Origin of the sequence: Winogradskyella psychrotolerans, assembly GCF_018860545.1 — a bacterium.
Classification (GTDB): domain Bacteria; phylum Bacteroidota; class Bacteroidia; order Flavobacteriales; family Flavobacteriaceae; genus Winogradskyella; species Winogradskyella psychrotolerans_A.
Genome location: NZ_JAHKPN010000035.1, coordinates 61,853 through 78,243, shown reverse-complemented (window position 1 = coordinate 78,243; position 16,391 = coordinate 61,853). Strand labels below are relative to the sequence as shown.

The 16,391-nt window shown below is 33.6% G+C and carries 13 protein-coding genes; 2 read left to right on the top strand and 11 right to left on the bottom strand.

Annotated features, from left to right (window positions below):
* Positions 1 to 34: 34 nt before the first annotated feature.
* The 4 genes from KO515_RS12180 to KO515_RS12165 form a co-directional block, all read right to left on the bottom strand.
* Positions 35 to 2,497, bottom strand: coding sequence for a T9SS type B sorting domain-containing protein (locus tag KO515_RS12180; RefSeq protein ID WP_215936622.1), 2,463 nt, complete (start codon positions 2,495 to 2,497; stop codon positions 35 to 37).
* Positions 2,494 to 5,922: a T9SS type B sorting domain-containing protein gene (locus KO515_RS12175; protein ID WP_215936621.1), complete on the bottom strand. Its 3,429-nt coding sequence runs from the start codon at positions 5,920 to 5,922 to the stop codon at positions 2,494 to 2,496. The genes KO515_RS12180 and KO515_RS12175 overlap by 4 nt, the downstream gene beginning before the upstream one ends.
* 108 nt (positions 5,923 to 6,030) lie before the next feature.
* Entirely contained in the window at positions 6,031 to 6,864 is an 834-nt protein-coding gene (locus KO515_RS12170) for an ABC transporter permease (protein ID WP_215936620.1), read from the bottom strand.
* 55 nt (positions 6,865 to 6,919) lie between these two features.
* Positions 6,920 to 7,816, bottom strand: a complete 897-nt coding sequence (locus tag KO515_RS12165) for an ABC transporter ATP-binding protein (protein ID WP_215936619.1) — start codon at positions 7,814 to 7,816, stop codon at positions 6,920 to 6,922.
* 203 nt (positions 7,817 to 8,019) lie between these two features.
* On the opposite strand from KO515_RS12165, the gene KO515_RS12160 reads away from it, so the two are divergent.
* A complete protein-coding gene (locus KO515_RS12160; RefSeq protein WP_215936618.1) occupies positions 8,020 to 9,084 on the top strand; it encodes a hypothetical protein in 1,065 nt (354 codons plus the stop codon).
* A gap of 89 nt (positions 9,085 to 9,173) precedes the next feature.
* Here the strand turns inward: KO515_RS12160 and KO515_RS12155 are convergent, their stop codons facing one another.
* The 6 genes from KO515_RS12155 to KO515_RS12130 form a co-directional block, all read right to left on the bottom strand.
* Positions 9,174 to 9,692, bottom strand: a complete 519-nt coding sequence (locus KO515_RS12155) for a plasmid pRiA4b ORF-3 family protein (RefSeq protein WP_215936617.1) — start codon at positions 9,690 to 9,692, stop codon at positions 9,174 to 9,176.
* Between the two features lie 25 nt (positions 9,693 to 9,717).
* Positions 9,718 to 10,740, bottom strand: a complete 1,023-nt coding sequence (locus KO515_RS12150) for a COX15/CtaA family protein (protein WP_215936616.1) — start codon at positions 10,738 to 10,740, stop codon at positions 9,718 to 9,720.
* A 35-nt stretch (positions 10,741 to 10,775) separates the two neighbouring features.
* A complete protein-coding gene (locus KO515_RS12145; RefSeq protein ID WP_215936615.1) occupies positions 10,776 to 11,138 on the bottom strand; it encodes a four helix bundle protein in 363 nt (120 codons plus the stop codon).
* Positions 11,139 to 11,143: 5 nt separating this feature from the next.
* Positions 11,144 to 12,580 (bottom strand): CCA tRNA nucleotidyltransferase, encoded by a 1,437-nt coding sequence (locus KO515_RS12140; protein WP_215936614.1) that lies wholly within the window; start codon positions 12,578 to 12,580, stop codon positions 11,144 to 11,146.
* Between the two features lie 151 nt (positions 12,581 to 12,731).
* Positions 12,732 to 13,436: a sugar phosphate nucleotidyltransferase gene (locus KO515_RS12135; protein WP_215936613.1), complete on the bottom strand. Its 705-nt coding sequence runs from the start codon at positions 13,434 to 13,436 to the stop codon at positions 12,732 to 12,734.
* A 3-nt stretch (positions 13,437 to 13,439) separates the two neighbouring features.
* Positions 13,440 to 14,654, bottom strand: coding sequence for a UDP-N-acetylglucosamine 4,6-dehydratase (locus tag KO515_RS12130; RefSeq protein WP_215936612.1), 1,215 nt, complete (start codon positions 14,652 to 14,654; stop codon positions 13,440 to 13,442).
* Positions 14,655 to 14,824: 170 nt separating this feature from the next.
* Between KO515_RS12130 and KO515_RS12125 the strand changes: the two genes are divergently transcribed.
* Entirely contained in the window at positions 14,825 to 15,586 is a 762-nt protein-coding gene (locus KO515_RS12125; RefSeq protein ID WP_215936611.1) for a lipopolysaccharide kinase InaA family protein, read from the top strand.
* Here the strand turns inward: KO515_RS12125 and KO515_RS12120 are convergent, their stop codons facing one another.
* On the bottom strand, positions 15,587 to 16,351 hold the full coding sequence (locus tag KO515_RS12120) for a glycosyltransferase family 2 protein (RefSeq protein WP_215936610.1): 765 nt from the start codon (positions 16,349 to 16,351) through the stop codon (positions 15,587 to 15,589). It abuts the gene before it with no gap.
* Positions 16,352 to 16,391 lie beyond the last annotated feature (40 nt).

Sequence of the window (16,391 nt, the reverse complement as noted above, 5' to 3'; positions counted from 1 at the left end):
ATGGGATTGGTCAAGCTAAAATACAATTTTTAATTTACCGCTTCAGTGTAAAATGATTGGTAAAAGTTCGGCCATCTTGAAGCTTTACTTTAAACCAATAGTCGCTTGTTGGCATTAATTCTCCATTAAATGTACCGTCCCAACCTGAACTTAATGGGTCGAGTTCAATTAATAATTTGCCATAACGATCAAAAATTAAGATGGAAGAATCCTCTTGAAAAAGAGAAGAAATACCTTTCACTTGCCAATAATCATTGTTGTCATCGTCATTTGGAGTGAAAAATTTAGGAAAACCGATAACGGAAACTAAAGCGTCAGTAACTCCACAGTCATTCTTATCTCTAATGTAAATCGTGTAAAGCCCTGGTTCTACATTTTCAAAAGTTGTAGCATCTTGATACGGCCCATTTATATCATCTAAAGCATATTCGTAATCGCCTTCACCACTAACAAAAACAGTAATGCTGTTATTTTGTGAAGCATCTACGACTTCAATATTTGTTACAGTAGCAATATTAGAAGGCAAAACAGTTATAGTTCTATCTTTAAAACATCCATTAGTGTTAGTGACTCTTACCGTGTACGTTCCTGGTGCATCAATCTCTATAGTTGAAGTGTCTTCTCCTGTAGACCATTCATAATAGTAATTGTTAGGTAGATCATCAACAACACCTCCATCTAGGGTTATGGTTTCTGGGAAAAAGTTGAGACAATACATCGTCTCAAATGTGGTCTCTATATTTGGCAATTGAAATATAGAAAGTTCAACAGCACTTATACCATAACACGCGTTAGCATTTTCAACGCGAGCATAAATCGTTTGGTTGTACGGAATTGTGTTTGTAAATGTAGTGCCTAATGGGTTGCTTTCTATTAAAGCATCTTCATACGATTCGTAATAAATTAAATCTAATCCAGCAGGAGAACCAGTTAATATAGCATCATCAGCATCAGTGAGGGTAAACTCCATAAAACCATCTTCAGTCCCATCTGTATCACATAATTCTAGACTAGCATCGTTGGATGCTGTTGTACTCACTGCTAATGTTATCTCACTAAAATTAACACAACTGGTGGTAGTGTTTGTAACTCTAGTATATACGATTTGTGGATTGAAGAAATTATCAAAAGCATCACCATCTATTGCATTTGTTTCATCTTCAGCATCATTTTGAGAAAGGTAGTATTGAATTGTTGCATCTGGATTACCTCCTGTGATATCATCGGATATTTCGGTGAGGTTAAATGTTGTGAATCCCTCAGGAATGCCGTCTTCGTCACATTGTAAAAGTGTAACATCATTGGCTATGGGTTTAGGGTCAACGGTAATAATAAAAGATGTGAAACCAATACAGCCCGAATCCACATCTTGAATTCTAACAAATATTTCAGTTGGTGTAGGTGCCGCATTTCTATAATTTAAGGCTAGAGGAGTCGTAGATGATTCGGCGTTTGCTGGACTTAAATAATAGCTGATATCATAATTAGCACCAACAAAACCATCGATAATTTCTTGTGATTTAATATTAAAATCAAATGTTGAAATACCATTTTGATCATCTCCGTCTAAATCATCATCACATACGTTATAATCTGTAGGTGTATTAAAATCGGTGAGTGCCGAAACATTAATATCTACATCATTTATAATATAACATTCTGTAGTTAAGTTTTCAATTCTAATATAAATGGTTTCATTACTCGCGGTGTTGTTGAAAATATTCCCCAAAGCATTTATACTAATGTTAGCATCACTTTCAGAGGTATGATAAGTGACCACGACATCAGATTCTCCATTAATAATTTCATCTGTTAAATCGGTGAAGTCAAACTCGGTAATATTATCATCATAAGGAGCGGTTGAATCACAAACATCGATACTAGGTAAACTTGTTGAAATTGTATTTGCCGTTATTGGGTTTGATGGTGCTTCAGGAAACGTTGCAGTACCAGTCCATTCTAAAGAAAAAGGACTATTTCCAATAGGTCTATCAATGACAATAAAATAGCTTTCGCCTGCTAAGGCATCGATATCACTTACAAAACTGTCTCCTCCAGCACCAGGTCCTTCTGATGTTTCAGTAGATGTCGCATTTAATCCTGTGCGATTATTTCCTTGATTAGCGGCTGCAGGATTCGTTGTAGAACAGCGGATGGCTTGGCCTAGTTGTCCGCAATTCACATTAGGTCCAAAAATAAAGAAGTCATAATCTTCGCTTATACTTGTGCTACTCGGAGTCAACGTAAAGGCTAAAGTACCAGATGTAGCAATATTAACTTCTAGCCAAATACTATTGTTTTCTTGACTACTGCAAGTATTAGAGTTATTTAATTCTTGCGTTCCAATACCATCAACATCTAAACTGAAATCTGAGTTACCACATACCGTTACTGCAAATTGACAGTCATTAGGTTGTTGGGCATAAATTATACTACCAAAAATAAGGCAACATAGTAATGCTAGAGATTTAATATTATCAGTAGGGTAAGTTATCATCGTTTTAATGTAAAGTGATTTGTGTATGTGCGACCATCCTCTAAAGTAACTTTAAACCAATAATCACTAGTAGGCATTTTTTTGCCATTGAAAGTGCCATCCCAACCAGAACTTAGTGGATTGAGGGTCGTTAGTAGTTTTCCGTATCTATCGAAAATATAAATTTGTGAATTAGCTTGAAACTGTTCTGAAACACCATAAACTTGCCAGTAATCATTGACTTCATCGTTGTTTGGCGTGAAAAACTTAGGGAAACCGATAACAGACACTAAGTCTTCTGTGATACCACAATTATTTTTATCACGGACATACACCGTGTAAATTCCTGGTTGAACATTATTAAAAGTTGTACCATCTTGGTATGGACCATTGCTGTTGTCTAAAGCATATTCGTAATTTCCTTCTCCATCCACAATAACTGAAATAGAATTATTTTGTGACGCATCAATGACTTCAATTTGAGTAATAGTTGCAATATTGGAAGGTGAAACTGTAATGGTTCGGTCTTTAAAACAATCATTAGTATTGGAGACACGAACAGTATACGTTCCTGGCGTATCTATTTCAATTTCTGATGTGGTTTCACCTGTAGACCAATCGTAGTAATAGTTACTTGGAGAATCATCAACGACTCCACCAGTTAAAATTATAGGTTCTGGAAAGAAATTCAAACAATAAAACGTTTCAAATTCAGTCTCTATATTTGGTAAATCGTAAACCGTTAATTCTATTTCACTTATACCATAACAGGCGTTAACATTTTCTACACGTGCAAATAGGGTTTGTTGGTTAGGTATAGTATTGGTAAAAGTTGTCCCAACCGAATTATTTTCTAATAAGGCATCGTTATAGGTTGCGTAATAAGTAATATTTAAATCTGACGGAGAATTAGCTAAAATTGTAGCATTAGCATCGGTAAGATTAAAAGTCATAAATCCATCTTCTATACCATCTGTATCACATAAAGCTAAACTTGCATTGTTGGATGCTGTTGTACTAACTTCTAAAGTAATCTCACTAATATTGGCACAATCAGAATCTATGTTTTTGACTCTGGCATACACGGTTTGTGGGTTGAGGTAATTTTCAAAAGCCTCTGCGTTTAATGGGTTTTCTTCATGTTCGGCATCGGTTTGAGAGCTGTAAAAGTTAACGGTGTTTAGTGTTTCATCCGTGATTTCACTAATACTTTCGTTCAAATTAAAGATGGTAAAACCTTCGGGGATCCCATCTTCATCACACTGAATTATACTGATGTCATTGGCTACAGGAATAGGATTAATAATCACATTAAAACTATCTGTAATAAAGCAATCCGTATGTAAAGCATTTTCAACTCTAACGAAAATAGTGTCGTTAACCGCTGTGGTATTCGTATAATTTAAAGGTAGTACATCTGTTTTTGTATCGGCATCATCTTGCGAGCCATGGAATGTAATATTGATATCGGTTTGTGTTCCTCTGATGCTAGGAATTAAATCTCCCAGTGCTACGTTCGCAATACCATCCATGACATCGCCAACATTATCACAAAATTCAATGGTGTTTAAATCTGGAATTTGAGGTGTGGTAAAAACCTCTAGTTCAAACGAATTAACAGCGAAGCAATTGGTGTTATTTGAATTATCTACACGAACATATATGGTTTGTGGGTTAGCCGTATTTATATACGGAAACGTTATCATATTTTCATTAGATTCTGCATCTTCAAGCGTTTCAAAATAACTGACGTTGTATTGCAAAGGGTCTTGGGTTAATAAGGCTTCAGCATTTTTATTTGTAAAATTGAATTGTGAAAATCCATCATTATCAAAACTATCACAAACCGCAACATCTGAAAGTGGGTTTGCAACAGGAATTTCAAAAACACCAACTACAGCACTGCCTTCAATTGGACATTCACCATTATTTGGTTCAATATAAACTTCATAAAAACCAGGTGTATCGATTACCAATTCCGATGAGGTTTCAGCTAAAGGAACACCTTCAAAAGACCAAACATAATCTGCACCAGCAATGGTATCGGCTTGTAAAGTATAGGTGTCATTGGTACATAATTTTAATTCGGAAGTACTGATACCATTTCTAATAATATCAATTTCAGAATTAAATAATGACTGAATAAATGGAGGCAAACCAATCTGACTCGTATTTTGGTTTGAGCCATTACTATCTAATAATATACCTTGTTCGTCGTAATTTACAGATGAACCATTAGCTTCAGGATTATTAATAATACCCAAGTATTTAGTAAGCGTAGGATGGTTAGTATAACTCAGATTTGCTCTATAAATACGACGATCGATGCCTAATTGTAAGGCACCAGCAGTAATATCGTTAGACGAGTGAATCACTTGTTGAGAATTAGGAATATCATCACTTTCTAAATCCCATTGCAATAAATGACTAGTTCCACTTCCAGACAGGCCTTCACTTAGAGTGGCATAAACTTTTTTGCTTTCTGCGGAAAACTCTACACCATATGGACTATTTCCATTTTGAGAACCGTAAAGTTCTAATGGATTAGAAACGATTCCTGTTTCATTATTAAAATCATATAAATACACATTACCAGCAGCATCACCACCAGGAACGGAGGCTTCACCAAAGTTGGCAGCGACAAGTTTTGAGGCATCAGGTGAGGTTTTAATATAACCTAAAGAATTCCGTCTATAGCCTTCAATAGGAATATAAGGACCAGATTCTGAAATCACAGGTGTCGTTTGTACCCCGTTTTCATCAATTTTAAAGGCATAAAATTTATTTCCAAAATGTGTTATTACCCAAAACGACGAACAATCTTCAGCACGTACTGCTGTAATTTTTTCTGAACTTTTATATTGTACTTCAATAGGAATGGAAGGGTCATAAGTTACGAGATGGTTATTCTTTTCAACAGCATCGACATCACCTAATCCGCCATTTAATGTCATGTCGATTAATGAATAATTAAACCCATTATTGTAACCATCATCTGCCGAAGGAATCGTTCCTCCTCCTTCATAAGTTCCGGTGTATTGGTTAGGCGATGTTGAGGCATTAAATTGATGAGGTTCATCAACGGTAAAGAGATAATACTTGTCAGGATCTTCTGGTTTAGGAACAATTAATCCAGAGGACGTACTCGAAGGGTCGCCTAAAAGTCCGGTGCCACCGAAATAATCACCATTAGACATAATTTGATGATTACGGTTCCAAACCGTTCTTCCATCGGAATAAAACAATAAATTTCCATCAGCATCTGAAATAGATGTGCAGCCTTCTAAAGTATTTATTTGACCATTGGTAATTGCTGTTACTGAACCCGTTGAGGCGTTAAATTGTAGGCCAGCATTTCTGCCAAAATACCAAAAAGAGGCTTCACTTTGAGCGAAAACATGGGGGCTAGTAAATACTAAGACTAAAATTAAAAAGATCCTTTTCATAAGAGCAAAATGTGCGTCATTCACATTAAGCACACAAGATAACAACTAGAACATAAAAAATCCCAAATTTTAACATTGTATGATTGTAAAGCAATTTCTACAACGTTATTACAAATCCCTCTTTTTTAGTAATAGATACGATAAAAGGATAAAAATGCTAGTCCACGCCAAAACGATCGCAATCTCGTACCAATGTACAGCGTAATCGTAAGATAGATCTTCTCCAACTTGGTGTGCCATGGCTTGGACGGCTGATAGTCTTGAGCCTGGTTCATCAATTAAATTCCATAGGGATTTAAATGGTGCAAATTGATAAATTTTATCAGAAAGCTCTGTTCCTCTGTTGTAACCAGAAACGATAGCATAGCTGATAAATTCTATAAAAAACAAAACGACCATTGTAGCCACTGCAAATGCAGAACGTTTCACAAGGACTCCTAAAAATAAACCAAAAGAGAAGAATCCGACGAGCTTAATAAAAAAGGCAAGTAGGTATTCTAAGTCAGAGAATACAATGGAAGGTTCCGTATAACTCGAGTAGATATAACCTAAAATTAAAGATACAATAAACACAAATAAGGTAGAAACTAAAGAAAAAGCGATGACCATATAGAATTTAGATAATATAAATTCCTTTTTACTTAATCCATCAATGAGGTTTTGTTTTAGGGTTTTATTACTGTATTCATTTGAAACCATAGATACAATAACGAGTAACAGAAAGAATTTTAATAGGCCGGCAACAAACGTATTAAAATGCCATATATATGGAAAGTTGAACATGCCAAGCTCAGCAAAATGAAATTTTATGGGACCAATATCAAATTTTATCATCGCAAAAAGTGCAATAAGCGCTAATAGAATAAAATAAGTTGATATCAATATAATACTAGCTTTACTATATCGTAATTTTTCAAATTCTATTTGTAATAATCGTAACATATGTGGATTGGTTTTGCATTATCCATTAAATAGGATTATGCTGATTTTGATTGGTTTATTGATTGTCTGTTAGTTGTAAAAATTGCTCTTCTAAACTTTCTTTTCGTTTTACAAGATGCGATAGGCAAATCCCTTTTTCAAACATAAACTTATTAAATTCTGAAGCGGACATAGGGTCGTTTAGAAACGCCGTAATTAATTCGCCTTCTACTTTTAAATTTCCAATATTTGAATGTGATTCTAACGCATTTAATAAAGCTTGATGATTTTCAGCCTTTAACTCAAAAAAACCATGGCTATTAATCATTTCATCTACACGACCTGCATATAACTTTTCTCCTTTTCTAAGAACAACCACATGTGTACACACTTTTTCTACTTCATCTAAAAGGTGAGAGGCTAAAAGAATAGTGGTACCATTAGCAGCAATATCTTTTATAATTTGACGTATTTGATGAATGCCTTGAGGGTCTAAACCATTAGTGGGCTCATCTAAAATTAAGATTTCCGGATCATTGAGTAGGGCAGAGGCAATCGCTAAACGCTGTTTCATCCCTAAAGAATAGGTTCTAAATTTATGATCTTTTCTATCTAGTAATCCAACTACGGCTAGTTTCTCATTGATTTTACTTTGATGAACACCTTTAATTTTACAAACTAATTTTAAGTTTTGATAAGCCGTCATGTACGGGTAAAAATTAGGACGTTCTATTATGGCTCCAACTTGTTTTAAAGCATTATGTGTTGAGATGTTTCCGTCAAACCAATGGAAATCGCCTTGTGTTTTATTTACCACATTTAAAACAATACCTAAAGTAGTGGATTTACCACTACCATTTGGTCCTAAAATGCCATAGACATTGCCTTTGTTAATAGTGAAACTTAAATTTTTTACGGCTGTGAGATACCCGAATTTCTTTGTGAGATTATTGATGGTAAGGATTGTCTCCAAAATGATTGGTTTTTGAATTGCTAAATTATATGCAGCAAAAGTTGGTTATAAAGGTAAGACGATTGATGCTTTTATTTGTTACAGAAATTTTGAGTTATAATAAATAATACTTAAAATCAGGAATTAAATTAAGGCCTTTATCTTCAAAAAATAATTTAGAAGTAACTTTTTAGAATTCATTTTAAAACCCTTAAATTTAGCACATGAGTGAGGATTTAAAAATATCAAAGCGAAAACCGACATATCCAATTTCTGAAAAATTAGATGGTTATTTATCTAAATATAGACGAAATATAGATTTGCCTATTTTTTATTCTGATTTGCTGCGTTTTCAAGGCTCTATTGTTGTTTATGATAAAGATGATGTCGATACACTTTGGGTACGTGTCTACTATAATGATTATGAACGCGAAGAAATTGATAGTAGTCTAAAACAAGTCTATTCTAGTTTAATTTCGGATGGAGGTACATGGATTTTAAAATACCTGAGTGTAGATGCTATTGATTTTTGCACCTTTGGGAATTCTAAACCTTTTAGAATAAAGGTGAGAAATGTTCTCAATGATAATTTTACTCATTTTTATGTTAAAACAGCAGATGCATCTAGAGTTTACGGATTAGAATTAGAACAGATGTTATCACCGTACCAAATCAACTTTTTGGTCTGTAAGGATACATTGATTGAAGAACACATTGCTGGTATTCCTGGTGATGAGTTTATAAAAAACATGTTGCCAGATTGCAGTCCATCCGAAAAATCACAGATAGCTAAAGAGTTTGTAAAATTTAATGAGCGCTGTTTAATTCGACTTTTAGGTGATATGCGTTCGTATAACTATGTCATTGTTCCTACGCACGATTTTGATCATGTAGTTTTTAAAATTAGAGCCATTGATTTTGACCAACAATCCTTTGAAGGTAATCTAAAGATTTATAGACCGCAATTTTTTAAAGAGAATAATAAGATGGTGGAGTTGGTACGAGAAAAAATTCAACCTGAATCTATAGATCAGTATAAAATTGAAGAACGGTCTATCGTTGCCAAACGAATGCTGAGTTACCACACGCGTTTAAATGCACTACTAGATTGTATGGCAGATGATGAAATTTCTATTCCAAAACATATTGAAATGCTTAAAGAAGGTATCTATAATCATACAATGGATTTGAACTTCAGAAAAAGTAAAAATATGGGTGAAATACTTCGATATGCACTCGACTTTGTAAAGCGGAATTACGAAGATGTTAATTTGAAACGGTTATTATAAATGGTCTGAGTATTTAGATTGATGATAATAAGGGATAATGCAATAGCATAATAAAAGAATCCATATTTAGATTCTAATACTGTTATTTATTAATTCCAATTCTCATCAAAATTCAAATTATCATAGTCGTCTAGATCTAAATCGTCATCAAATTCATTATAGTCGTCATCGTCTTCTTCAGCTTCAAAAGTTTTTTCTGGAGCTTCATCAGGAATCTGACCATGAACGAACATAAGATTAGGGTAGTCTGTACCTTCAGCTTCTTCAACAATTTCTCCTAACTCCACGTAGAACGTCCACATATTCATAAAATCGTAAAGGTAGATTAAGCGTGTTGATGCTTCGTGAACGATAGAGTTGATAATCGTTTCGTTCATCATTTTTACTTCATTACCAGCTTCACTCATGTCCATCATTGAGATTTCTTCACCCTGGTTCCATTGGTCATCACTTATATAAAATGATGCCATTTCCATACCATCAAACCCAAAAGATTGCGTAATGGTATTGTGTAAATCTTCCATGGTGTCGCTTTCACGGATTTCAATATCGCGAAACACATCATCTTCGGTGTCGTTATCTAGTATAACTCTAAATCTGTAAATCATGCTGCAAAGTTAAATCATTTTTTAATTATTTACTGAATCGATGTAAAGTAAATGTCATAGCACTCAATAAAATAAATGCACCAACTTGGTGAAGAACTCCTAGCCAAACCGGAACAGCAAGAACTAGTGTTAAAACACCTAATAAAAATTGTACGCCTACCATTATTAAAAGTAAGTTGATACCTTTAGTTTGCCATGATGTTAATGGTGTTCGTTTGGCTTTGTACCAAATAGCGAGAATAAAAATAACAACAACATACGCCAATGTTCTATGTACAAACTGAACGCCACTTTTACCTTCTAAAAAGTTAAGGTACGTAGGACTTTGTTCTATAAATACAGTTTCATGGATCCATTTGCCTTCACTCATTAATGGCCAATGGTTATGGATCCAACCAGCATCTAGTCCTGCAACAAAGGCACCATAAATAATTTGAAGAATAAGAACTGCTAGACCAATTCGTATGAAATTCCGCAATTTTTTATCAATGACTTTTTTATCAGGAAACATTAAATCCAATGCGACCCAAAACGTATACGCAAAGGTTAGAAAAGCTGTAGTTAAATGTGCAGCTAGTCTAAAATGACTCACATTGGGCTCATCTACTAATCCAGATTTGACCATATACCAACCTAAAAATCCTTGAAAACCACCTAAAAAAAGTAGCACTACAGTTTTTTTAATGGTTGATTTTGAAAGGCGTTTTTTAATTAAGAAATAAATAAAAGGTAGGATAAACACCAAACCAATAAATCGACCAATAACACGGTGGATCCATTCCCAGAAATAAATATCTTTAAACTCTTCTAAATTAATGTGATTATGTAGTTTTTGATATTCTGGGTATTGTTTGTATAGTTCAAAGGCTTCATTCCACTCCACCTCATTCATTGGTGGAATAGTACCCGAAATTAGTTTATAGTTTGAAATTGATAAACCTGAATGTGTTAGCCTTGTGATACCGCCAACGACAACCATGATGAAGATTAAAATACAACCTGTAAGTAGCCAATAGATAACGGCTTTATTTTCTTTTTTTACTTTCAAAGCTTCAAAGTTTTAATGTTTCAAAGTTTCAAAGTTTAGCCTTTGATTTTTCTAATGAAACTGGTTAACATTCTTTCAATTTCTCTTGTGTCTTTATAAAGTTTATTAAAACTTAACGCGTTTAAAAACTCTAAGTTATATGAGATTTCTAATTGCGTTTGTAATTCAAATAATGAACTCAAAGCTATATTTAAAAATCTTAAATAATCTTTTTTTCCATCTCTACCATAACCTTCTGCTATATTACTGGGAATTGAAGTAGCAGACCTTTTAATCTGAGAGGTCAAAGCATATAATTCATCCTTTGGAAATACTTGAACTTCTTTATAAATTTCTGTTACTAATGACATTGATTTTTGCCACACTAAAAGTTTACGATATGTGTGATCCTTTTCCATCTTTGTTACTTTGAGTCTTTGCTACTTGGAGACTCAATAGAAAGTCCTAACTTTTTCCCCGTTTCCAACATCAGCTCAAAAGCAGCTTCATGTTCATTAGGAATCTCTCCTTCTAAAATAGCTTCTTTTATCGCTTCTTTAATCAGTCCAATCTCTCTGGACGGTTTTAAATTGAAGGTTTCCATAATCTCTTCACCAGATACAGGCGGTTGAAAATTACGAACTTGATCGCGTTCTTCAACTTCAACAATTTTATCTCTTACTTTTTGAAAATTATTGTGATATTTCTTAAATTTCTTTGGATTCTTTGTGGTGATGTCTGCTTCACAAAGGGTCATTAAATCTTCTACATAATCTCCAGCATCAAATACTAAACGTCTTACAGCAGAATCAGTTACGTCTGAAGCTAAAACAATTGGACGCGAACTCATGAATACCATTTTCTGAACAAATTTCATTTTGTCATTCAGTGGCATTTTCAGTCTTTTAAAGAGTTTATAAACCATTTTAGAGCCTACAAATTCATGCGCATGGAACGTCCAGCCAATTTTTTTGTGAAACTTTTTTGTTGGTGCTTTACCAATATCGTGTAACAATGCTGCCCAACGCAACCATAGATTATCTGTGGTTCTGGCAATATTATCGACAACTTCTAAAGTGTGGTAAAAATTATCTTTATGACGTTGACCTTCAATTTCATCGATGCCTTTTAAGGCCGTTAATTCAGGAAGAATATAATCTAATAGTCCTGTTTTTTCCAAATGCATAAAACCAATAGAAGGAGTTTTACTTTCTAAGATTTTATGAAGCTCTACAACAATGCGTTCTTTAGTGATTATTTTAATGCGTTCTTTATTGTCAGCGATGGCTTTGAGAGAAGCGTCTTCAATTTTAAAATTAAGTTGTGTGGCAAAGCGAATGGCTCGCATCATGCGTAATGGATCGTCACTATAGGTGATATTAGCGTCTAAAGGAGTACGAATAATCCCTTTGTCTAAATCGTTAAGACCATTAAATGGATCTAATAGTTCGCCAAAGTTATGGGCATTCAAACTTAAAGCTAAAGCATTGATGGTAAAGTCGCGTCGGTTTTGATCGTCTTCTAAAGTACCATTTTCAACAATTGGATTTCTACTGTCTTCGTTATAACTTTCTTTTCTGGCACCAACAAATTCAATTTCAATATCATCAAAACGTAACATAGCCGTTCCGTATGTTTTAAACACTTGAACTTTGGGTTGGGTCGGTAAGTTCTTTGCGACTTGTTTTGCTAATTCAATGCCACTTCCAACGGCAACCACATCAATATCTTTAGCATCTCCACGTTCTAAAAGATAGTCGCGTACAAAGCCTCCGATAACGTAGCTTTCTACTTGTAATTCTTCAGCAGATTGGGTGATGTATTTAAAAATGGAGTGTTTTAACGCTTGTTTGTGATTCATATTATAAAGGAAACTACAGACGTTCTTCATTTTAATAGAAAAATGGCTGTATTTTTTAGCTGTGCAAAGATACGACACGTCGCTAATCTTTTAAAATGAATATGCCCCTTTTTTATATGAACAAGTATTACTAATAAATCAAATTTACAGACTAAAATTTAATGTGCTTTATATCAGTTTGAGCTTTTTCAAAATCTGCGGGTTTTCCGATATCTAACCAATAATCTACAATAGGATAATTAGTAATTTTTTTACCTTTTGTTATTAAAATATTGATTAAATCTGTAGCGTCAAAATAGAGGTTCTCAGGGATATATGTTAAACACTCTTTTTTAAATAGATATATGCCTGCATTCAAATTATATAAGGACGTATGTTTTTCTTTTAATGCCGTAACGCATCCATTTTTTGTTTCGACCACATCATGTGGGATAACCACATTGTAAGGCACAGTTGTTATTAAAGCATCACTTTCTGTTGCCTCAAAATCTTTAAAAAGAGATTCGAAATTAACGTTAGTCAGTAAATCGGCATTCATTACTAAGATGTAATCTTTTTTTAAGCTATCTATCAGTTTTAATCCACCAATAGTTCCTAAAGATTTTGATTCTTTAATATAATTAAATGTAATTTGATGTGTGTTATGGTCTTCAAAATACGCGATAATTTGATCACTAAGGTAATTGACTGTAATAGTTATGTTTGAAATACCATAAGATGCCAAATGATTGGTAATATGCTCAATCACTGGCTTGTTTCCAATTTTTAAAAGGGGTTTTGGAGTGTTTTTGGTTAATGGCATTAAGCGTTCACCTTTTCCACCAGCCATAATTACTACATCTATTTTATTATGCATCAATTACATTTTATGATCTAAATATTTACCAGTTTCTTGGTGGTTAAAGTTCGGCAATATTTTATGAAATAAGTCGATAATATTTTCCTTTGTCCAAGATTTGTTCGCTTTAAGATCTTTTATGGCATTTGAAAAATGGTTGAGTTTATTTTCGGTATTAATCTCTAATTGGTTTTTAATGATACCAAGTCCATCAAAACGTTTAAGATCTAACGTGTCTTGTTTCGTAAAGAAGGATTCAGATTCTTTTTCGCCTGTGGTATCACTTTTAGTGATTAGATATGGCCATTGTCCTGTTTGAGGTAAGGTTTTAACTAATTGTCTTGCTTCATTTTCAGTATCACATAAATAAGGTTCGTAACCAAATGCAGATAAATAGTTGATAGCGATATCAGCAAAACTCGTAAGGTTTAAATTTTCCTTTAATTGCGGAAAAAATATGTCATTATTCTCACCTAAAATACAAGAAAGTAAACAGAGTTCGCCCGATTCTTTTGGCGTCATAAAATATCTTTTAATGTCGTTGGGAGCTACAATAGGTTGCTGTTTTTTAATGCGTTGTTCAAAGCTATATAATAAAGAGCCATCAGAAAAGGCTACATTAGCAAAGCGTGCTGTAGAAATAGAAATGTCTTTACTGTTTTGCATTAAGAATAGCTCCATGATACGTTTTGAAGCTCCCATCATACTCACAGGATTTGTGGCTTTATCTGTAGACACGCAAAAATATTTTTTAACTCCATTTTCAATAGATTGTTGAATGGTTTTTTCGGTATTAAAAATATTGACATCAATCATTCGCATTAGTGTGAACGCGTCTTCTTCACTGCGTACATGTTTTAATGCGGATAGATTTAGAACATAGTCATAATTACCATCTGAAGCAATAAAGGCATCATATTCTACGGATCCAATATCTAAAGCAAACGTTTTAAAATCTCCGTAGATGTAACCAAAAGAACTTCGTAAATCTCGCACTAATTCAGCTAAATTATTTTCACTAATATCTACAATGTGAAGCTTTTTTGGTTGTCGTTTAAAGATTTCTTTAGTCACCGCTTGGCCAATAGTTCCTGCCGCACCGAGAACTAGAAATTTTGAAGATGCAACGGTAGCGTTAAGTTCTGAATTGTACGTTGCTAAATCACGTTCAAACAATTCGGTTTCTCTATCAATGAGATTTAAAATATGTTGTTTGGATATGTTGTTGTGATTCATAATGTAATTAGCGCTGCTACTGTTCTGTAATTCAAAATAAATAAACGCGATTCTTAGTATTGTAAATATAGGGTTTACCAATTGTGTTTTAAAATGGTTCTATTTATTTCTTTACTTTTATTATGAGAAATATGCACTGCAAAAATTATTAAAAATTGTAATATTGCTAAATGAAAACGATTAGGATAAGAACTGAATACAAGGATTCCAAAGAGAAATTGGATCATTTTATTCAAAATTTTGAAACTGAAGGCATACCTTTTGGTAATCAAAAGCGGAATTCTTTGAGACTCTTTGAGTTAAAAGATTTTCAGGTTAATATCAAGTCCTTTAAAATTCCTAATATCGTTAATCAAATCGCCTATAAGTTTTTTAGAAAAAGTAAAGCGCAGCGCTCATATGAATATGGCTTAGAGCTCAAAAAACGAGGTGTAGGCACTCCAGAACCGATTGCTTACTATGAATTTAAAACGCTTTTTCTATTTAAAAAAAGCTATTATTTGTCTGAACAAGTAGATTGCGATTTAACTTATAGAGAACTTACTCACGATTTTAATTACCCAGATTACGATGCTATTTTAAGAGCATTTACACGGTTCACCTATCAATTGCATGAAAAGGGTATTAAATTCCTAGATCATTCTCCAGGAAACACCTTAATTAAAAAGGTAGATGACGGTTATCAGTTCTTTTTAGTGGATTTAAATCGTATGGAATTTAAACCCATGAACTTTGAGGACCGTATAAAAAACTTCGACCGATTAACGATTCATAAATCGATGGTTGAAGTGATGAGTGATGAGTATGCGAAAGTTTCAGGCGAAGATTATGATAAAATTGTAAATATAATGTGGGATGCTACTGAAGCTTTTCAGGCAAAACATCATAAAAAACAGCGCATAAAGAAGAAATTGAGATTTTGGAGAAAATAATTATTTTCTATTTATTTGCTGTAGCTCTCTTAACTTAGCGTATTTTAAAAAGGTAATATTGGCCGTTTGGACACCAATAACAAAGCCATTAAATCCATCTAAAAATCCGAGTTTTAATACATAGGATTTAAAAAAAGCCCAACTAGGATTCCATATAACGTTTAGTACAGAAGCTTTTTTCCCAGAATCGAAATAGGCTTGTGCTGCAATAGTCGAAAAATATTCTGTCTTCTGATTAAACTCCGAATAAGTTTGATAGGTTTTATGTAGAATGTCACCTTTTAAATGTCCTGATTTGGAGTTGGAATCATGTAGTTGTACATTGTCATGTGGATTAATCCCTTTCCATTCGGCACAACGTCGGTCAAAAACACGTAACTTTTTATTAGGATACCAATCGGAATGCTTAATCCATTGTCCGCAAAAGTTATTGAAACGATTAGCGTAGTAGCCGTCAAGTTTCCAATTCGATTTTAGGTCAATAATTGATTTCTGGAGTGTTTTAGATAAGGCCTCGTCACCATCTAAAGATACAATATGATCGTAGCTAGCTTGTGACAATGCAAAATTCTTTTGTTCTATATAACCTAAGAATTTTTGTTCAATAAATTTGACGTTAAACTGTTCGCAAATTGCTTTAGTACGATCTGTAGAAAACGAATCTACAACAACAATTTCATCTACCACATTAGCTAAAGATTGCAAACAGTGTTCAATGTTGAGTTCTTCATTAAAAGTGATAATGACTCCAGACAGTTTTAGCATGTTGTTGATTTCAATGCTGTAAAAATAGTATTTTTGCTAA